Annotated in this window: 18 protein-coding genes; 5 read left to right on the top strand and 13 right to left on the bottom strand. The window is 53.6% G+C overall.

Annotation, left to right across the window (positions count from 1 at the left end; translation table 11 throughout):
- Positions 1-38: 38 nt before the first annotated feature.
- On the top strand, positions 39-878 hold the full coding sequence (sseA, locus tag GW590_RS04135; RefSeq protein ID WP_169401761.1) for a 3-mercaptopyruvate sulfurtransferase: 840 nt from the start codon (positions 39-41) through the stop codon (positions 876-878).
- Positions 879-928: 50 nt separating this feature from the next.
- On the opposite strand, the gene GW590_RS04130 is transcribed toward sseA, so the two are convergent.
- On the bottom strand, positions 929-1,696 hold the full coding sequence (locus GW590_RS04130) for an SDR family NAD(P)-dependent oxidoreductase (RefSeq protein WP_169401760.1): 768 nt from the start codon (positions 1,694-1,696) through the stop codon (positions 929-931).
- 141 nt (positions 1,697-1,837) lie between these two features.
- Here GW590_RS04130 and GW590_RS04125 point away from each other — a divergent pair, with 141 nt between their 5' ends.
- Positions 1,838-2,737 carry an AraC family transcriptional regulator gene (locus GW590_RS04125; RefSeq protein WP_169401759.1) on the top strand — a complete coding sequence of 300 codons (900 nt, stop codon included), beginning with the start codon at positions 1,838-1,840 and terminating at the stop codon, positions 2,735-2,737.
- A gap of 186 nt (positions 2,738-2,923) precedes the next feature.
- Here GW590_RS04125 and agp read toward each other — a convergent pair whose 3' ends face one another.
- The 5 genes from agp to purL all read right to left on the bottom strand — a co-directional run bounded on the left by agp (position 2,924) and on the right by purL (position 11,077).
- Positions 2,924-4,219 carry a bifunctional glucose-1-phosphatase/inositol phosphatase gene (gene agp, locus GW590_RS04120; protein WP_169401758.1) on the bottom strand — a complete coding sequence of 432 codons (1,296 nt, stop codon included), beginning with the start codon at positions 4,217-4,219 and terminating at the stop codon, positions 2,924-2,926.
- A gap of 129 nt (positions 4,220-4,348) precedes the next feature.
- The gene (gene pagP / locus GW590_RS04115; RefSeq protein WP_408014912.1) at positions 4,349-4,939 is read right to left on the bottom strand and encodes a lipid IV(A) palmitoyltransferase PagP; all 591 of its coding nucleotides are present in this window, start codon (positions 4,937-4,939) and stop codon (positions 4,349-4,351) included.
- A gap of 272 nt (positions 4,940-5,211) precedes the next feature.
- The gene (locus GW590_RS04110; protein WP_169401756.1) at positions 5,212-5,976 is read right to left on the bottom strand and encodes a molybdate ABC transporter permease subunit; all 765 of its coding nucleotides are present in this window, start codon (positions 5,974-5,976) and stop codon (positions 5,212-5,214) included.
- An 84-nt stretch (positions 5,977-6,060) separates the two neighbouring features.
- Positions 6,061-6,993 carry an extracellular solute-binding protein gene (locus GW590_RS04105; RefSeq protein WP_169402109.1) on the bottom strand — a complete coding sequence of 311 codons (933 nt, stop codon included), beginning with the start codon at positions 6,991-6,993 and terminating at the stop codon, positions 6,061-6,063.
- A gap of 193 nt (positions 6,994-7,186) precedes the next feature.
- Positions 7,187-11,077, bottom strand: a complete 3,891-nt coding sequence (purL, locus tag GW590_RS04100; RefSeq protein WP_169401755.1) for a phosphoribosylformylglycinamidine synthase — start codon at positions 11,075-11,077, stop codon at positions 7,187-7,189.
- 280 nt (positions 11,078-11,357) lie between these two features.
- Between purL and mltF the strand changes: the two genes are divergently transcribed.
- A complete protein-coding gene (mltF, locus tag GW590_RS04095; RefSeq protein ID WP_169401754.1) occupies positions 11,358-12,824 on the top strand; it encodes a membrane-bound lytic murein transglycosylase MltF in 1,467 nt (488 codons plus the stop codon).
- A gap of 13 nt (positions 12,825-12,837) precedes the next feature.
- On the opposite strand, the gene tadA is transcribed toward mltF, so the two are convergent.
- The 4 genes from tadA to murQ are packed head-to-tail and all read right to left on the bottom strand — an operon-like array spanning position 12,838 to position 16,376.
- Positions 12,838-13,386, bottom strand: coding sequence for a tRNA adenosine(34) deaminase TadA (gene tadA / locus GW590_RS04090; RefSeq protein WP_169402108.1), 549 nt, complete (start codon positions 13,384-13,386; stop codon positions 12,838-12,840).
- A gap of 14 nt (positions 13,387-13,400) precedes the next feature.
- Positions 13,401-14,039: a phosphatidylglycerophosphatase C gene (gene yfhb, locus GW590_RS04085; RefSeq protein ID WP_169401753.1), complete on the bottom strand. Its 639-nt coding sequence runs from the start codon at positions 14,037-14,039 to the stop codon at positions 13,401-13,403.
- A gap of 4 nt (positions 14,040-14,043) precedes the next feature.
- Positions 14,044-15,426, bottom strand: a complete 1,383-nt coding sequence (locus GW590_RS04080; protein ID WP_169401752.1) for a PTS transporter subunit EIIC — start codon at positions 15,424-15,426, stop codon at positions 14,044-14,046.
- A gap of 53 nt (positions 15,427-15,479) precedes the next feature.
- Complete coding sequence (gene murQ, locus GW590_RS04075) at positions 15,480-16,376, bottom strand: N-acetylmuramic acid 6-phosphate etherase (RefSeq protein WP_169401751.1); 897 nt, start codon at positions 16,374-16,376, stop codon at positions 15,480-15,482.
- 123 nt (positions 16,377-16,499) lie between these two features.
- On the opposite strand from murQ, the gene GW590_RS04070 reads away from it, so the two are divergent.
- Positions 16,500-17,348: a MurR/RpiR family transcriptional regulator gene (locus GW590_RS04070; RefSeq protein ID WP_169401750.1), complete on the top strand. Its 849-nt coding sequence runs from the start codon at positions 16,500-16,502 to the stop codon at positions 17,346-17,348.
- A gap of 87 nt (positions 17,349-17,435) precedes the next feature.
- Positions 17,436-17,684 (top strand): YfhL family 4Fe-4S dicluster ferredoxin, encoded by a 249-nt coding sequence (locus tag GW590_RS04065; protein WP_169401749.1) that lies wholly within the window; start codon positions 17,436-17,438, stop codon positions 17,682-17,684.
- 79 nt (positions 17,685-17,763) lie between these two features.
- On the opposite strand, the gene acpS is transcribed toward GW590_RS04065, so the two are convergent.
- Genes acpS through recO form a run of 3 tightly spaced genes read right to left on the bottom strand, consistent with a single transcriptional unit; the run spans position 17,764 to position 19,660 of the window.
- Positions 17,764-18,144, bottom strand: a complete 381-nt coding sequence (gene acpS / locus GW590_RS04060) for a holo-ACP synthase (RefSeq protein ID WP_169401748.1) — start codon at positions 18,142-18,144, stop codon at positions 17,764-17,766.
- Entirely contained in the window at positions 18,144-18,875 is a 732-nt protein-coding gene (gene pdxJ / locus GW590_RS04055; RefSeq protein WP_169401747.1) for a pyridoxine 5'-phosphate synthase, read from the bottom strand. The genes acpS and pdxJ overlap by 1 nt, the downstream gene beginning before the upstream one ends.
- A 47-nt stretch (positions 18,876-18,922) precedes the next feature.
- On the bottom strand, positions 18,923-19,660 hold the full coding sequence (recO, locus tag GW590_RS04050) for a DNA repair protein RecO (RefSeq protein WP_169401746.1): 738 nt from the start codon (positions 19,658-19,660) through the stop codon (positions 18,923-18,925).
- Positions 19,661-19,668: the final 8 nt, after the last annotated feature.

Here is a 19,668-nt window from a genome sequence, read left to right as displayed (position 1 = left end):
TCCGTATAACGCATACTCACTACAGGATCAGCACTATCATGAGTTCATCTATCGTTTCAACCGACTGGCTGGCTGCGCATCTTGAACAACCTGGCCTGGTTATTATCGACTGTCGTAAATCCAAACCGGGGATCACTCCGGCGATTGATTTTTATGGCAACTATCTCGAAGCCCATATTCCCGGCGCGATCTACGTCGAAGTCGATGCCATTTCCGATTGCACCACCGGGCTGCCGCATATGATGCCGAGCGCAGAAGCATTCAGCCAGTCGATGAGCCAGCGCGGCGTCAGTCATGACAGCACGATAATTGTCTATGATGAGGGTGATCTGTTTTCCGCTCCCCGCGTTTGGTGGATGCTGACCAGTTTTGGCGCCAGCAACGTACGTATTCTCGACGGTGGGCTCAATGCCTGGCTCAACGAGGGCAAGCCGTTGCATAGCGGTGAAGAAACGCTGCCGCCTGGACATTTTATTGCCCGCTTGCAGCGCGAAGTGGTGGTCAACGCTGCGCAAGTAAAACAGGCGATCGGCAATACACAGATTATTGACGCCCGCTCGCTGGGCCGTTTTAAAGGCGAAGCGCCGGAGCCACGCCCCGGTCTGCACGGTGGGCATATTCCCGGTAGCCTTAGTGTGCCCTTTACCGAACTGACCGAAGCGGGTCATATCAAGTCACCGCAGGCGCTGCAAGAGACCTTTACTCGTCTGGGGGTTGATATTACCCAGCCGACCATCGCCAGCTGTGGATCCGGGGTGACTGCCGCCGCGCTGCTGTTTGGCTTGCATTTACTGGGATCGGATCAGGTGCAAATTTATGATGGTGCCTGGGCGGAATGGGGTGATATCAACGAAGATTATCCGATAGAAACCCATTAATATCAGTCCGCAGGCACCCGGCCTGCGGACAATCCCCCCTGGCCTGACACTCAGAGCAAAGCGCCACCGGAAACTTCGATACGCTGGCCATTGACCCAACGATTATCTTCGGAAAGCAGCGCTGCCACCATCGGGCCAATATCATCCGCCACGCCCGCACGCCCGAGGGCAGTGATGCTGGCAACCATTTGATTGACCTGTGGGTTATCTCGCACCATGCCACCGCTAAAGTCAGTCTGAATCGCCCCCGGCGCTACCGTGTTGGCAGTGATGTGGCGTGGACCCAGCTCTTTGGCGAGATAACGGGTAAAGACTTCCAGCGCCCCTTTCATTGCCGCATAAGGACCGCTCTCGGCGACGCTGAAACGGGTAAGTCCGGAGGAAATATTGACGATCCGCCCACCGTCATTAATCAATGGCAACAGTTGCTGGGTGAGAAAAAAAGGCCCTTTGAAGTTGACCTGATAAAGTAAATCCAGCTCTGCTTCCGCGGTGTTTTGCAGCGAATTATGGTGAGAAATCCCGGCATTATTTACCAGATAATCAAAACGCTCGGCGCCCATTTCACTCAGCACCGTTTTCACCTGACTGACAAATTCGGGAAAGCGTTCTGTGTTGCCGCTATCGAGCGCCAGGGCGATGGCCGGGTATCCGGCAGCAGCAGTGGCAGCTACCACCTGCTCGGCTTCTGCCCGATTGCTATGATAAGTAAAAATGCTGCGCACACCTCTGGCAGCAAGAGCAAGCACCGTACTGCGGCCAAGACCGCGACTGCCGCCAGTGATCAGGGCAATGGCGTTTAGGGTGGTATGGGTCATGATTATTTCCTTCTCGAGTGTGGACAGTGATAATGATCATAAGCGGCCCGCCTCTCTCTGCCCATGCCGATAAGCAGCGAGTTCTTGCCCAATCCCACCTGCACGCGTAAATTGCCAATAACGATCATCAGGAAAATCGGCATGCGTGAATTAACTCCATTGTGCGAAGCTATCGAGGAGGTCATTGATCAGCGAGGCGGGCAAAGTCCCTGCTTTAGCGAGATCGACGGTCTGATCCTGCTACGCTCACAGCCCCACCGCCATCCCAGCCATCTGGTGCATAAACCCGCGCTATGCATCGTGGCGCAGGGCAGCAAATGGACCAGTTTTGGTGATGAACGTCTGACCTATCGCGCTGGTGAAGCGATGCTGGTCAGCGTTGAAATGCCCGGCAGCAGCCAAATTATCGACGCCAGCGCAGAAGCGCCTTATCTGTGTGCGGTGATCACTCTTGATCTGGCGATCATGAGCGAGGTGTACCACAGTATGCCCACCCCGCCTGCGCCACCGGCCAGTACAGTGAACGCCGCGCTGGTACTTTCCCTGACGCCAGCGTTGATTGAGTGCGTTATGCGCGCCCTGAAACTGCTCTCCTCACCTGCCGCCATTACCGTGCTTTATCCGGGAGTGATGCGTGAACTCTGTTATTGGCTGCTGGCCGGACCACAGGGGGCAATGCTGGCACAAAGGGTGTTGGGCGGGGAACGCAATCATCGGCTGATTGCAGCGGTGCATACCATCCGCGATCATTTTGATCAAACTCTGCGTATCGACGATCTGGCAAATGCGGCAGGATTAAGTGCCACCGCTTTTCATCGTCAATTCCGGGCGCTAACGTCCATGACCCCCGTGCAATTTCAGAAAAAGATCCGCTTGCTGGAAGCCCGCAATTTATTGTTATCAGGAGAGATGTCAGCGGAGAACGTAGCTTTTCGCGTGGGCTATGCCAGCGCATCACAGTTTAGCCGGGAATATGCCCGCTTATTTGGTGCGCCGCCGCGTCGTGATATCAGCAAGTTACAAAACCAGCTGAAGGCATAAATACTAACCGGGTGATGGTGCCAGATAAAAAAATGCCCGCCATAAAGGCGGGCAGAACAAACTCATCTGACAGAGAGAGATTTCTTACTTCCGGGGCATTTCCAGTCAGTATTGTAGATCGAATTGGTGAAAAATATGTTACTAAAATGTAATAAAATGCGATCTACTGTACCCGCGAAGTATTGCCTAGCTTTTAAGATCCTTTTTTAGTGCCGCGTTAAAGGCATCTTCATCACAAAAGCCTTGCTTATCAACCGGGCAACCGGCGATTTCTAATACCACATGATGCAGACTATTTTTTGCGCCATAGGGGCCGTTGTTACGTATTTGTTTCGCAGTAGGGTAAATATACTCAATTTTCATCAGGTTTTTAGCCGCTTTTTTATCGTACCAGCGCTGAAATACTACCGCCCCGCTGATCGGCGTACGCTCATACTGCCCCGGCAAGCTGTAATCCTTGCTCTTTAATGCCGCCAGCAAAGAAGCAATATTGGAATCATGTCCAACCAACAGCGTAACCCGCGCTTGCGCCGCCGCCTGTTGATCGGCAGTTTTTGCCTGGGATTTATCCAGGGCACCGGCAATAAAGGTCAACAGAGGCGCAGCGGCATTGGCGGCAATAGCCGGTGACCCAAACAGCGTTTCATGGTAGAGATTTTTCAAATCCTCCAGCTTGCGCCATTGCTCCGCGCTGGTGACTTTTCCCCAGGCAATCTGCCTGGGAGCAAAACCCTCATAGTATTGCAGCATAAAGGCATCGCTGGCACCGGTTGCCAGCCGCAGAGGGCCGGTGATCCCCGGCTCTTTGCCCTGGGTCAATACCACGGCAGAAGGCTGTGCTGCCAGGTCGCAGGCTTTATCTTGTTTACAGGCTTTGCCATTGCGGTAATCCAGCACCTGTTCAAGCAGCGCATAATTGGGTTTTAACCGCTGGTTTAAGCCGTCAATACCACCCTGCCCGGCGTGTTGCGCAATGGAGGCAAGAGCATCTGCTTTAAATTTATCGCTGATTTCAGCAGTAATAATCGGATTAAATACCGGGTCCATAGTGCCGACGGCAACCCGATTGACCACTGGCACATCACAGCCGGGAAAGGCACCGCTGACAAAATGTTTTGCGGTATCAATAGTGCGCGGCAGGCTGTTGGCATAGGTAAATAGCTGCCCCTTCTCAGGGCAGCCTTTCACCGGCAACAGTTTGTTGTCACTGAGCCAGGTACGGAAATAGTGCCCTACCTGCTCTTCAACCTGTCCGCCTTTCGGGGTCAGCAATCCCCCCGGGGTCTGCCATACCGGCCAGGTATGTGGCGTCGCTTCAGCCAGTGCATCACCGTAATTCACCAGCGGAGCACGAATGCCATGGCGACTCATGATTAACACCTGCTGCAGTTCAAGATTGCCAGTGGCCGCAGCAGCAGGTAAAGCAAGGGATAATACACAGGCCAGAGCGGTTAAGGCCTTATTGCGGGGGGATAATGTCACGCGCTTCTCCTTGGGATTGAAAGTCCTGCTTTGATATAACAAATAATCAACAAACAAGAATAAGCATAGAGCTTTGCGCTGCGATCGGGGGAGATCTCGCTCACAGCGCAAAGGTGGCAGAGAAAAGAATCAGAATTGAAATCTTACCCAGGCAAAAAATACGTTGCCGTTATTATGGGTACCCGGAATATAGGTCGCCTGAAAGGTAAAGCGATCATAACCTACCGAGGCCAACGGCAGGATCAGTGGCAGAGGTATATAGTTGTAGTTATCCCGGGCAGTAATGGCGGCAGTATAACCCAGGCCTAATTTAAACTCCGGGTCTTGCAGCGGACGCCATATTTTTTCATAGCCATAGCCACCGATAGGTTCCCATTTATTAAACGAATCCTTAAAAGCCATAAAATACAGGCCGTGCCAGTCACCGTTTTCATCATAACGGGAAATACCGTAACCACCGCCCCATGGGCGTTCGTTATAACGATCGATTTTTGCCCGATCGTAGGTGGCACGATTATGCCAGGTAATGGCGGGGAAATAGAGATCCTGATGTTGGGGCGACTGCCAGGTGGTAGCAACATCGTTTTTCCAGGAGCTCCACCAGCGATTAAACCCGGAATGGGTGGCAGACGATGTGTTTTCACTCGTCTGTACAGGGGCTGCAGCTTCTGCAATTACCGGGGTGATAAGCAAGCAGAACAATAAAGACTTAAGCATAATATTATCGATCAACATAAATAAATAAAAAGGAAACTATTCAACTGTTGAATGATACCCCACTACTTATTTAACAATCATAAACGGAAGTTTAATATATAAATACTTTTATGCTAACTTATTGAAAGTTATTACAAATAAGTAATGATCATTAAGATAAAATGATGTTTTTAAGATAAATCTCACAACACCCCTTCCTGAAAATAATATTTTTATAAGCAAATATCATAACCATATCGCTATTTTTCCCATTGCCGCTAAGGGATCAATCGCGCTCAGCTAACTCCTGGATACTCTTTTTTGCGCTTGCCCATACGTGAAAAACACCATAATGGAAAGGGTAAGGTGGTAATCAATAATATCCACAATAAGGAGTAGACGGAATCCACCCCGTCATTTTGCAGGTTAATAAACAGTTTTACCGGGATACCCTGGGGGAAATAACAGAACACCAGCACAATGCCAAACTCACCAATGACCCTGACCCAGGCAATAGCCAGACCGGTTGCCAGCCCGCGAGAAGCAATCGGCAAGGTCAGTTTGCTCAGAATATGCCAGCGTGAGGCCCCCAGCGTTTTGCCGGCCTCTTCGACATCATGGGGCACGCCTTCAAAGGCAGCGCGGGCAGACATCACAAAATAGGGCAATGCGCCGTAAACCTGCGCCAGCACAAAGGCAGCGGCATTGTTGGTTAATGATATTCCCAGCCGCGACAGCCCATCACCAAGCGAGCCGTAAGGCCCGTACACCGAGACCAGCAGGATGCCCATCGCCAACGGCGGGGTAAGCAAGGGGACCATCACAAAGGCTTCTACCCAGGAACGCCAGCGACTGTCGCTGCGCGCCATCCACAGCGCCAGAGGGATGCCCAGCAGGATAATGATCGGGATAGAAACGGCACTTAGCCCCAGGGAGACAGTAACGGAATGCCAGTCACCATAAGCCAGATGGAATCCGCGCCACGGCGTGACCGAGATAAGTGTAATAAAGGGAATAGCTAACAGGGCAAGGGCCGGAATGGCCAGCCACAGACTGATCATCCGGCGTCACCTTGGCAATAGATTGCCGTTATCTCGGATCGAAATAACGGCACAGTCAGGAAAAGGTCAACTTAATAACCCAGGTTAAAAGTCATGGCCTTTAGGCTTGTCATAACCATTTTCCTGGAAGATTTTTTGCCCTTCGGCACTCTGCATAAAGGCAACAAAGCGTTTTGCAGCTACCGGGTTAGGCGCATTTTTCAATACGGCTGCATAGAACACCAGCGGTTGCGTATGCAGGGTTTGGTCTTTACCGTTATGATCTTTGACGGCAAAACTGACCGTGTCATACCATTTCGCCGACATCTCCGGATTGCTGAGGTTGATTTCATCCGGCAAAGCGATATAAGGCAGTTTTGCTGAACGTGTTGCGCTTTCATAACCGGAAGCAGCATCCACCTGACCGGCTTCCAGACGGGTCAATAATCCGCCTTCGGCCAATACCTGTTGCGGGTTGTTGACCTCACCCAGCACCTTTTTAGCCAACCCGGGCTGCTGATAATATTTTTCAGCCAACATCATGGTGAAAATAATATTTTGCCCCTGCGGATCGGTGGCAGCATCGGTACGGCCAAAATGCAGCCCCGGTGTTTGCAGCACTTGCCACCAGGGTTTAGCCCCGGCCTGATGATCTTTTATGGCGGCAAACTGCTGGGCAAATTTACCTTTCGGATTGTAGGCAATCACCATACTGGTACTGGCTACCGGCACCGAGGTATCCACCAGACCGGCTTTTTTCAGCACGTCGATGGGTCCCGGGGTGATAGAGACGAAAACATCAGCCACCACTTTTTTGGAAGCGAGCAGATTGGCCATACCGTAAGCCCCTTGCCCCTGCCCTTGATAATTGAGCTTTTGCGCTTTGGCAAAGGTTGGCCCCAGGTACTTATCCATGACCACGCCCATGGAACCGGCGTAAGTGACGTTGATATTGTCAGCCGCCTGAACAGCAAGACTCGCGAAGGATAAGGAGCACAACAACAGGCCGGAACCGGCTTTTTTCAGTTTTTGATTCAGTGTAAACACAATATGCCACCGTTATGTATGATGATACATAACGATAGGACGGCACAGCGCGTGAGATCAAGCGACTTTAACAGGGCAAATGTAAGCAAGGCTGTCAAAAGTATTCCTGGTGTTGCAAAAGATGCATAAAAAAATCCACAGGCCTAAGCGCTGTGGATTTTTATTATGACAACCGGCCGATCACTTAGCCAAGTTGCTTACGCGCATTGCGGAACATGCGCATCCATGGGCTATCTTCACCCCAGGCATCAGGATGCCAGGAGTTGCTCACGGTGCGGAAAACACGCTCAGGGTGAGGCATCATTACGGTGACACGTCCTGACTGGTTGGTAACCGCGGTAATACCGTTGGCCGAACCGTTCGGGTTAAGCGGATAGTTCTCGGTGACATTACCGTTGTTGTCCACAAAACGCAGCGCAACCAGATTGGCGTGCTCCAACTGGGACAAATGCACCACATCACGCACTTCTACGCGGCCTTCGCCATGAGAAACGGCGATTGGCATACGAGAACCCGCCATGCCTTGCATCAGCAGAGACGGGCTGGCGGTGACTTCAACCAGGCTAAAACGCGCTTCAAAGCGGTCAGACAGGTTACGCACAAAGCGTGGCCAGTGCTCGGCACCCGGGATCAGCTCTTTCAAATTGGACATCATCTGACAGCCGTTGCAAACGCCCAGTGCCAGGGTTTGCGGGCGATGGAAGAAATCTTCGAATTCATCACGCACCCGTTGATTAAACAGCACTGATTTCGCCCAGCCTTCACCGGCCCCCAGCACATCACCGTAAGAGAAGCCACCGCAGGCCACCAGCGTATGGAACTCTTGCAGATCGCGACGTCCGGCCAGCAAATCACTCATATGCACGTCAACCGCGTCAAAACCGGCACGGTGGAAGGCAGCCGCCATCTCAACGTGCGAGTTGACGCCCTGCTCACGCAGTACCGCCACTTTAGGACGGGTGTTGGTGGCAATATAAGGGGCAGCAATGTCTTCTGCCGGGGCGAAGGTCAGTTTAACGTTCAGACCCGGATCGCTATTGTCTTTTTTGGCCTGATGTTCCTGATCGGCACACTCAGGGTTATCACGCAGGCGCTGCATCTGCCAGGTGGTTTCCGCCCACCAGGTACGCAAGGTGGTGCGACTTTCACTGAACACCGGCTGGTTGCCCGCGGTGATCACAAAGCGATCGCCAGACTCGACGCTGCCCAGATAATGGCTACAGTCCGCCAGACCATGACTGGCCAGCAGCTGTTCCACTTCTGCACGCTGCTCATTACGTACCTGGATCACCGCGCCCAACTCTTCGTTGAACAAGGCAGCCAGCGCTGACTCGCCAAGAGCGGCGATATCAACGGTCAACCCGCAGTGGCCGGCAAAGGCCATTTCCGCCAGGGTCACCAGCAAGCCACCGTCTGAACGGTCATGGTAAGCCAGCAGTTTCTGTTCGCTAACCAGCGCCTGCATAGCATTAAAGAAGCCAGCCAGTTGCTCGACATTGCGCACATCTGCCGGTTTCTCACCAAGATGGCGGTAAACCTGCGCCAGCGCTGTAGCGCCCAGTGCGTTATGACCGGCACCCAAATCGATCAGCAGCAGTGAGCTGTCGCCTTTATCGGTACACAGCTCCGGCGTCACGGTGTGGCGCACGTCTTCGACACGGGCAAAAGCGGTGATCACCAGCGACAGTGGCGAGGTCATCTCCCGCTGTTCGCTGCCTTCCTGCCAGCGGGTTTTCATCGACATCGAGTCTTTACCCACCGGAATGGTAATGCCCAACGCCGGACAAAGCTCTTCGCCCACGGCTTTCACTGCCGCGTAAAGACCGGCGTCTTCACCCGGGTGACCGGCCGCTGACATCCAGTTGGCAGAAAGTTTGACACGTTTCAGGCCGCCAATTTCAGTGGCTGCAATGTTGGTCAGTGCTTCACCTACCGCCAGACGAGCAGAGGCGGCAAAGTCCAGCAAGGCCACTGGCGCACGTTCGCCCAGTGACATGGCTTCGCCATAGTAGCTGTCGAGGCTGGCGGTGGTAACCGCACAGTCGGCTACCGGGATCTGCCAGGGTCCAACCATCTGATCGCGCGCGACCATGCCGGTTACCGAGCGGTCGCCAATGGTGATCAGGAAAGTTTTCTCAGCGACCGCAGGCAGATGCAACACGCGATGCACCGCATCGGCAATGGATATCTGCTCTGTCGCCAGCGTATCGCCCAGCGCTTTCAGCGTCTGCACATCGCGGGTCATTTTAGGGGTTTTGCCCAGCAGCACATCCAGCGGCATATCAATTGGCTGATTGTCGAAATGGCTGTCTTCCAGGGTCAGATGCAGCTCTTCGGTGGCTTCACCAATCACGGCGTAAGGGGCGCGCTCGCGGCGGCAGATGGCAGCAAACTGCTCAAGCTGCGCCGGAGCCACGGCCATTACATAGCGTTCTTGTGATTCGTTGCACCAGACTTCCAACGGGCTCATGCCCGGTTCGTCGTTAAGAATATCGCGCAGTTGGAAACGACCGCCGCGGTTGCCATCACTGACCAGCTCTGGCATGGCATTGGACAAGCCACCGGCACCGACATCGTGGATAAACAGGATCGGGTTGTCTTCACCCAACTGCCAGCAGCGGTCAATCACTTCCTGACAGCGGCGTTCCATTTCCGGGTTATCGCGCTGTACGGACGCAAAGTCCAAATCAGCGTCAGACTGGCCAGAGGCCATAGAAGATGCCGCGCCGCCGCCCAGACCGATATTCATCGCCGGGCCACCGAGTACAATCAGTTTGGCTCCAACGGTGATCTCGCCTTTTTGCACATGGTCGGCACGAATATTACCAATGCCCCCCGCCAGCATGATTGGCTTATGATATCCACGCAGTTCTGAGCCATTATGGCTGTTGACCTGCTCTTCATAAGTACGGAAGTACCCCAGCAGCGCCGGACGACCAAACTCATTGTTAAAGGCCGCGCCGCCGAGAGGGCCGTCGGTCATGATTTCCAGCGCGGTGACAATGCGGTCAGGTTTACCAAAGTCCTGCTCCCAGGGCTGTTCAAAGCCGGGGATACGCAGGTTGGACACCGAGAAACCGACCAGGCCGGCTTTTGGTTTGGCACCGCGACCGGTCGCACCTTCGTCACGGATTTCGCCACCGGAACCGGTAGCGGCACCCGGCCAAGGGGAAATGGCCGTCGGGTGGTTATGGGTTTCTACCTTCATCAGGATATGCGCATCTTCCTGATGGAAATCGTAGACACCGCTGGCAGCGTTGGCATAAAAACGGCCGACTTTTGAACCTTCCATCACTGCGGCGTTGTCTTTATAAGCCGAAAGGACGTAATCGGGGGTCTGCTCAAAGGTGTTTTTGATCATTTTGAACAGCGATTTAGGCTGTTCTTTGCCGTCGATAACCCAGTCGGCATTAAAGATTTTATGGCGGCAATGTTCGGAGTTGGCCTGCGCGAACATATACAGCTCAATGTCAGTCGGGTTGCGACCCAGTTGCGTAAAGGCGTTAAGCAGATAATCGATTTCATCCTGCGCCAACGCCAGACCCAGTTTGATATTGGCCTGCTCCAGCGCGACGCGACCGGCACCGAGGAGATCAACGTGTTGCACTGGCGCGGGCTGATGTTGAGCAAAAAGTTTTTCAGCTTCATGCAGATCGCCAAACACCGTTTCCATCATGCGGTCATGCAACAGTGCGGCCAGTGACTGCCATTGTGCTTCAGTCAGCTGTGGTGCCTGGATATAAAACGCCAGACCGCGCTCAAGACGCACAACCTGAGACAACCCGCAGTTATGGGCAATATCGGTGGCTTTTGAAGACCAGGGAGAAATGGTGCCCGGGCGTGGCGTGACCAGGATCAGGCGGCCAACGGGAGCATGTTCAGCGAGAGAAGGACCATATTTGAGCAGGCGTTGCAACTTGGTTTGTTCGTCCGCGGTCAGCGCAGCGCTGACATCGGCGAAGTGTACGAATTCGGCATAGAGCTCGTTAACCGGAAGCTGTGCTTCCTGAAAACGGGAAAGCAGTTTGTTAATGCGAAAAGCCGACAAAGCGGGCGAACCACGCAGTATTTCCATAATCAAATATTCTCTCGTCTTCGAAGCAACTGACCGTAGTGCTTCATTGGGCGCAACAGGGGGAAAACGCGGGCTATTATAGAGAATCCTCGGGCGCGACGAAACCGTTTGCGCAGGGAATATTAATAATAGCTTTACCCACACAGTTTACATGGTCAATCAGGAATAAAGTTGCAGATTGCCGTTTTGTTGAGCAAAATGCGTCGACACTGGGAATTTAGCCATATTTTTTACACTGTTTTAGCTTATTACAATAATAGCGCCGCAGAGAGATAACTATTTGACGCGCATAAAAATTACCTACTTGATCGTTGGTCTTATCACCCTGTTGCTGGCGCTGGCCTTATGGCCCAGTATCCCCTGGCAACGCGGGTCGGGAGACCAACTGCAAAATATCCTTTCTCGCGGAGAATTGCGCGTCAGCATGCTCAATTCTCCACAGACCTTTTTTAACGGACCTGATGGAGATCTGGGATTTGATTATGAATTAGCCAGCCGCTTCGCCGACTATCTTGGCGTAAAGCTGGTGATCACCCCGCGAAAAGACGTGGAGCAGTTGTTTAACGATCTGCAAGACCATAAAGCCGACGTACTGGCGTCGGGGCTGATTTACAATCCAGAGCGTCTAAAGTCATTTCGCAGCGGGCCGGAATATTATTCGGTATCCCAGCAGGTGCTTTATCGACAAGGATCGGCGCGCCCAAAATCCTTTGCCGATATTAAAAATTCTCTGGTGGTCTCTGCCGGTGCGGCCCATATCGACACTCTGGCCAGCGCCAAGACAAAGTTTCCCGATCTCAACTGGGGCGTAACCCACCGCTATTCGCCGTCGGAACTGATGCAACAGGTCGCCCAGGGGAAACTCAAATATACAATGGGGGATTCGGTTACCGTGGCGCTGCTGCAACGGGTTTATCCCCGTCTGGCGGTGGCCTTTGATGCCACTGAGGATGAGCCGGTTACCTGGTACTTCAATAAACAAAATGATGACGACAGTCTCTATGCCGCAATGCTGGATTTTTTCAACCAAATCGCAGAAGACGGCACGCTGGAAAGGCTGGAAGAGAAATATCTCGGCCACGTCGGCGATTTTGACTTTGTAGATACTCGAACCTTCCTCAACACCATTGATAGCAAGCTCTCCAGCCTGCAGCCGATGTTTGAGAAGTTCGCCGACGGCATCGACTGGCGCTTGCTGGCCGCCATTTCCTATCAGGAATCACACTGGGATCCCGAGGCTACCTCAGCGACTGGCGTTCGCGGTATGATGATGCTGACTCGCGCCACCGCCCAGGGGCTGGGAGTGGATAACCGCCTGGATACCGAGCAGAGCATTCGCGGCGGCGCGCGCTATCTTAATCACCTGATTGATTCACTACCGACCAGCATTGTCGAGGACGATAAAGTCTGGTTTGCGCTGGCAGCCTATAATATGGGTTACGGCCATATGCTCGATGCCCGGCAACTGACCGTCGAGCAAAAAGGCAATCCGGACAGCTGGGTTGACGTCAAACAGCGCCTGCCGATGCTCAATCAGAAGCGCTACTACAGCAAAACCACTTATGGCTATGCCCGCGGCACCCAGGCTTTCAATTATGTTGAAAATATTCGCAAGTATCAGATCAGCCTGGTGGGCTATCTGCTGGAAAAAGAGAAACAGAAAGCGCAGGCCGCCGCCTTGCAGGCGCAATTGGGAGCCGGTTATCCCACGGTGAAACCCAGCGAATTAAAAAATGCCGGCGGCTGATGCGACGGTAATCTTAAGGAGGGTCGGAAGCAGCGCGCTGTGCCAGTTTCAAAGCTTTATGCTGACAGCGGCGCAGGCGGAAAAACTCGCTTAGCTGCGCCGAACACTCCTCAGCCAGCACGCCGCTGCAGATCTCGATTTGATGATTCATACCGGGATGGCGCAAGACATCGAGCAGGGATCCGGCTGCGCCGGTTTTCAAATCGCTGGCACCATACACCAGGCGACGAATACGCGCGTGCACCATGGCACCGGCACACATCACGCAGGGTTCCAGGGTGATGTACATCACGGCATCGAGCAGGCGATAGTTGTTCACCACCAACCCGCCTTGCCGCAGCGCCATGATTTCCGCATGGGCAGTAGGATCATGATAGCCAATGGAACGGTTCCAGCCTTCGCCAATCGCCTTGTTGTCCAACACCAGCACAGCCCCAACCGGCACTTCGCCTTCGTCCTGCGCTTTGGCAGCCAGAACCAGCGCACGCTGCATCCAGTACTGATCGCTGTATTGCTCTGTCACGTAAACCTCACCCCTATAAAAACGGCCGCTATCATATATCGATTTGCGTCGTCTTACTCTAATTGCTGTAACTCACCTTGCTTACTGACCCGAAACCGGTGTTCGCAAAAGAACAGCAATGGGTTGTCCTGCTTACTGTCACTATAGCCGCTATACAGCTTTAGGGGGGAACCGAGGCGTTGCTCCAGCTGCGAGACCTTCTCTTCGCCGAGACAGCGTAACGGCAGCACCCAACCGCCACGCGCGCGGGCAATGCGGCTGCCCACCAGTCGCACCCGGGGTAAAAAAGGCGAGCTATGGTAAACCTGCTGCACCAGATGCTCAGGTGAACCGGTGATCAGCCACACTTCGGCATCGTCGCGCTCCAGATAGTCACGCAAACGCATTTGCACCACCGGAAAGGCCACCACCTGCTGGCGAAACCAGTTTACAAAACGCAATTCGAGATCCTTTAAATGCGCTTCGCTATGACCAAAAGTAATGGCCCACAGCAGCAGACTCATCGGCCAGCGCTCAGTACGGCCAAAAAGCACCATACCAACGGCGACAATGGGCAGTATAGGGATCACCAACAGCAGATTTTGCGGCATTCTCCACAGTAAAAAGCGCATAAAGGAGCCGAACATATCCTGCTGATGCAGCGTGCCATCAAGATCAAAAAACACCACTCGTCGATCCGTTTTCGCGCTCAATGCGTTACTCCTCGGGATCGTTGAATCCCATCAGCCAAGTAAAAATAAAGCCAGCCACCATGGTGATCAGGGTTCCTGCCAGATAGAGCATCACTTTACCGGAGATAATGGTCAGCGCCAAAGGTAAACCCGAAATGCCAAAGGTGATCACCGTGGCCACCTTCCAGTAGCAAATTAGCGCCCCTCCCACCGCTCCGCCGAGACAAGCCGCGATAAACGGACGCCCCAGGGGCAGGGTCACCCCAAAGATCAACGGTTCACCAATGCCAAGGATACCGACCGGCAATGCCCCTTTGATCACTTTTTTCAGGCGTGCGTTGCGGGTTTTCATCAATATGGCAATCGCAGCCCCCACTTGGCCGACACCGGCCATCGCCAAAATGGGCAGCAGCGGGTTGGCACCGTGCGCCTGGATCAACTCGACATGGATCGGCACCAACCCCTGATGCAGACCTGACAATACCAGCGGCAAAAAGGCCCCGGCCAGCAGCGCGCCAACCCATAAACCGCCGCGATCGATAGCCAGATTCACCCCTTGCGCAATGGCATCGGAAATCACGCCCCCCAGTGGCTGCAGGATCACAATAGCCAGGGTGGCAGTGATAAGCGTGGTCAATAACGGATTAAGGATCAACTCCACCGACTCGGGCAGCCACAATCGCAGACGTTTTTCGATCCAGCACATCAGCGCCACCACCAGCAATACGGCAATCACCCCGCCGCGTCCGGGTTGCAACGCCTCGCCAAACAAGGTGATCTGTGCCAGTTGCGGACTGGAAAGGATCCCGGCCATCACCCCGCCCATCGCCTGTGAACCGCCGAATACTCTGGCAGCATTGACCCCGACCAGTATATTCATAATGGCAAAGACGGCACCGCCGAATACCGCCAGCAGGCCGAGAATATTGGGATAACTCAACGCCAGGCTGCCAGCAATATCAGGCCGTTTCAGCAGATTGATAATGCCCATAATCAGCCCGGAAGCGATAAACGCCGGGATCAGCGGGATAAACACATTGGCCAACTGACGTAACATCCCGCTCATTGGCGCACTATATTTGGCTTTGGCCTGCGCCTTATTGCGGGCCATCTCCCCGGCGACACCAGGCGACGGTTGCTGCTGGCCGTTGCCCTGCATCTGAATGCGCATGGCATCGACGACCCTGGCAGCCGCACCAGGACCCACCACCAGCTGATGCTGATCCCCCTGCTTAACGTAGCCTTTAACGCCTTCCAGTTTTTTAAGGGTGGGGAGATCCAGTAACTGTTCATCACAAACTTCAATTCTGACCCGAGTCATACAATTTTCAAGTTTATTGATGTTACTTTGACCGCCGACGCCAGTGAGGATCTGCGCTGCCAGTCCCCGGATATTGTCCGTTGCCATATATTCTCCCCTTAAGTATTAGCGCTGAGGGTTGCCCTGGCGCCAGTGAAAAATCATACGTCCGCCAGCGCCGCGCGCAGAAATCCCTGATGTTTAATCAGCCGTTCTCGCGCCTGACTGGCGTCGATCTGCGCCAGGATCATCAAAATAGCCGGTTTGACCTCATAGGCGGTCTGCTGTAATGCCGCTTCTGCCTCACTGCGTTGCGCACCAGTGGCCTCCACTACAATGCGGCAGGCGCGATCCACCAGCTTGTGATTGGTGGCTTTAACATCCACCATCAGGTTTTGATAAACTTTGCCGGTTTTTACCATGGCACCGGTGGAGATCATATTCAGCACCAGCTTCTGTGCCGTACCCGACTTCATGCGCGTCGAGCCGGTCAAAGCTTCCGGACCGACCACCGGAGAAATAGCCACCTGCGCTTCCCGGGCGATAGCCGAGCCCGGATTGCAGGAGATCGCCACAGTCGCACAGCCGAGACTGCTGGCATAACGCAACGCGCCAATTACATAGGGCGTTCGCCCCGAGGCGGCCAGGCCGACCACGGTATCCACCGCGCTAAGTTGAATGTCTTTTAAGCCCTGTTCGCCGAGATCGGCATTATCTTCAGCGCCCTCGACGGCTTTTAGCAGCGCGCCAGGACCGCCGGCAATCAGGCCGATCACCATGCCATGAGGCACACCGAAAGTCGGTGGACACTCGGAGGCATCCAGTACGCCAAGGCGTCCGCTGGTACCGGCACCGAGATAAATCAGCCGCCCCTGCGCCTTAAAAGAAGCCGCAGCCAGATCAACCGCCTGGGCAATCTCCGGCAAAACCTGCTGAATGGCCAGCGGCACTTTGCTGTCTTCCTGGTTAAAACAAGTGACCATCTCCAGCGTGGACATTTCATCAAGGCGATACGTGGCCGGATTACGGGTTTCTGAAACCAAAGCACCTAAATTCATACTGACCTCTTGAATATTTAATTCTAAATTATTTATCATATTTGAATATTTTATTCAGCAAAGCGAGTTTTTTTTTGCTAGTTTAACGTCACTAGCAAGCCACCAATCTCAGGACCGGGCACCATGAGCAGTATGATCCGTATTCGTCAGATTTATCCGCAGCTGGCAGAAAACGACAGAAAGCTGGCGGATTTTCTGTTGGCACAGCCCGACCAGGCGCGCCATTTAAGCTCGCAGAAGCTGGCCGATCTGGCGGGTGTCAGCCAATCAGGCGTGGTGAAGTTTGCACAGAAACTGGGTTATAAGGGGTTCCCGGCCCTGAAGCTAGCGATGAGCGAAGCGCTGGCGGCACCGCGCAATGACCAGGTGGTCACCGTGCATAACCATATTCTCAGCAGCGACAGTCTGTTGACCGTTGGCGAAAAACTGCTGGCCGAGAAACAATCGGCACTGCGCGCCACGCTGGATATCAACAGTGAGCAACGCCTGCAACAGGCGCTATTTATGTTGTCCAACGCCCGCAAAATTGTGCTTACCGGTATTGGTGCCTCGGGGCTGGTGGCGAAAGATTTTGCCTATAAGCTACTGAAGATTGGCATTACCGCCATTGCCGAGTCAGATACCCATGTGCTGCTGGCTACGGTGCAAGCCTTGTCAAAAGAGGATCTGCTGGTGGCGATCTCCTTTAGCGGCGAACGCCGGGAGATCAATCTGGCGGCAGAAGTCGCCAGCCAGAGCGGTGCACAAACGCTGGCGCTGACCAGTTTCTCGCCCAATAGCCTGCAACAGCGGGCTGCTCATTGCCTTTATACCCTGGCTGAGCTGCCGGTCACCCGTGGCGCGGCCATTTCGGCCACCACCGCGCAATACTCGCTGACCGATATTTTATTTATGGCGCTGATCCAGCAAGATACCGCCCATGCACCGGAACGTATCCGACATAGCGAAGATTTGGTGAAAAAGTTGACCTGATCCAGATCAGCGAAAACCACACCCAGGGCTTATCTGCCACCTGAACTCTGTTATAATTCACGGCCAGAATATTGATAAGAGAAAACCATGGCCCTGCTAATCACACACAAATGCATCAACTGCGATATGTGCGAGCCGGAATGCCCCAATCAGGCCATTACCATGGGCAGTGAGTTTTACGAGATCGACAGCGAACGCTGTACGGAATGCATTGGCCACTACGATACGCCAACCTGCCAGAAAGTGTGTCCGATCGATAATACGATCATCATCGATCCCCAACATCGCGAAAGTAACGAACAACTGTGGGATAAATTTGTGCTGCTGCATCATTGATGCACGGGGGTGAGTTCCCCAAACCCTTAGCGAAATAAGTGTCTGGGGGAGTGGTTCACAACCCGCGCCTGCGCTAAATTCAGTTTTCGAGGATCACCGTGGCACAGGCGTAATGGCGCTCATCGGCCAGCGTAACATGCACCGATCTGACGCCAAACTCGGCAGCCATTTCTGCCGCCCGATGGTGAAAAATCAGATTGGGTTTGCCCAATGCATCATTGACCACTTCAAACTGCTCAAAAGCCAGTCCATTGCGGATGCCGGTACCCAGGGCTTTTGCCGCCGCTTCTTTGACGGCAAAACGTTTGGCCAGAAAACGCACCGGTTGCTGATGGTGCTGATACTGCTGCCACTCACCGTCACTTAAAATGCGTCTGGCCAGCCGGTCACCGCTGCGTTCAACCACCGCTTCGATACGGGCAATTTCGACAATATCGGTACCCAGCCCAAGAATAGCCATTAGCGGCGAGCTTCACGCAGCAGGACTTTCATCTCCCGCACCGCAGCCGCCAGGCCGTCAATCACTGCCTGACCGATAATCGCATGGCCGATATTCAACTCGTGCATTTCTGGCAGTGCCGCAATCGGCAGCACGTTTTTGTAATTCAGACCATGCCCGGCGTTGACTTTCAGCCCCTTGGCAACGGCATAGCTGGCAGCCTGTTTAATACGCTCAAATTCCGCCTGACGATCCCTACCTTCTGCCGCATCGGCATAGGCACCGGTGTGGATCTCAATATAGGGCGCACCAACGGCAACGGCGGCATCAATCTGACGGACATCGGGATCGATAAATAATGACACCAGAATACCGGCGTTGGACAAGCGTTCGACAGCCACGGTCATTTTGTCTTTTTGCCCGGCAACATCGAGGCCACCTTCGGTAGTGACTTCTGCGCGTTTCTCAGGCACCAGGCAGCAGAAATGCGGCTTGATCTCGCAAGCAATACCGACCATTTCGTCAGTAACGGCCATTTCCAGGTTCATTCGCGTCTGGATGGTGTCACGCAAAATTCTTACATCGCGATCGGTGATATGACGACGATCTTCGCGCAAATGGACAGTAATACCGTCGGCACCCGCCTGCTCGGAAATAAACGCCGCCTGAACCGGATCGGGATAAGCGGTACCTCGCGCGTTTCGCAGCGTCGCGATATGGTCAATATTAACGCCCAACAATAACTCAGCCATGAAAATCTCCTGTTTTTAGCTCTGTGCTAAATATCTCATAAACAAAATCAGTCGGCAGTACTTTCGGCGGGAGGGAGCGGTTTTTTCAACACAAACTGACGAAACAGCTCTCTGCTTTTCAACGGCTTACCGCCAAGATAAGGTTTAAGTGCCATACGGGTAAAACGTTTTGCCGCCTGCAAGGTTGCCATATCCGGGAACTCACGGCTGGCCAGCGCTTTGAGATCGCGCCCGGTAAAACTGTAATGGTCGACCACCAGGCTGGCAATAAACCCTTTCTCTTCCCGATAACGATAGGTCATGGTATCGCTGACCTCTTCACCGCTGCCCGCACAGTGGAGAAAATCAACGCCGTATCCCAGGTGCTGTAATAACGCCAGTTCAAACTGACGCAGCGCCTGTTCCGGGGAATGACTGGCCGCCGCAAGATTTTGCAGGCAATTAAGGTAATCAAAGAATAGTGAAGAGTAATTGGTTTCTTGCTCAAGAACGCGGGAAACCAGCTCATTGACATAGAGCCCGCTGTAGAGGATGGAACCAGAGAGAGGAAGTGCCATTGATACCGGTTCAGCGCTGCGCAGGGTTTTGACTTCTCCGCGGCCGCTCCAGCGAACCAGTAATGGCGTAAAAGGCTGTAAACAGCCTTTTAGATTGGAACGGCGGCCACGCGCACCTTTTGCCAGTATGCGTACCCGCCCTTGTCCTTCAGTGAATAGATCCAGCATCAGGCTGGTTTCACTGTAAGGTCGCCCATGCAAGACAAATGCGCGTTGCCAGCCTTCCATAGGCGGAG

Origin of the sequence: Rouxiella aceris (genome assembly GCF_012933545.1) — a bacterium.
GTDB lineage: Bacteria > Pseudomonadota > Gammaproteobacteria > Enterobacterales > Enterobacteriaceae > Rouxiella > Rouxiella aceris.
This window is presented reverse-complemented; position numbering and strand designations above follow the sequence as displayed.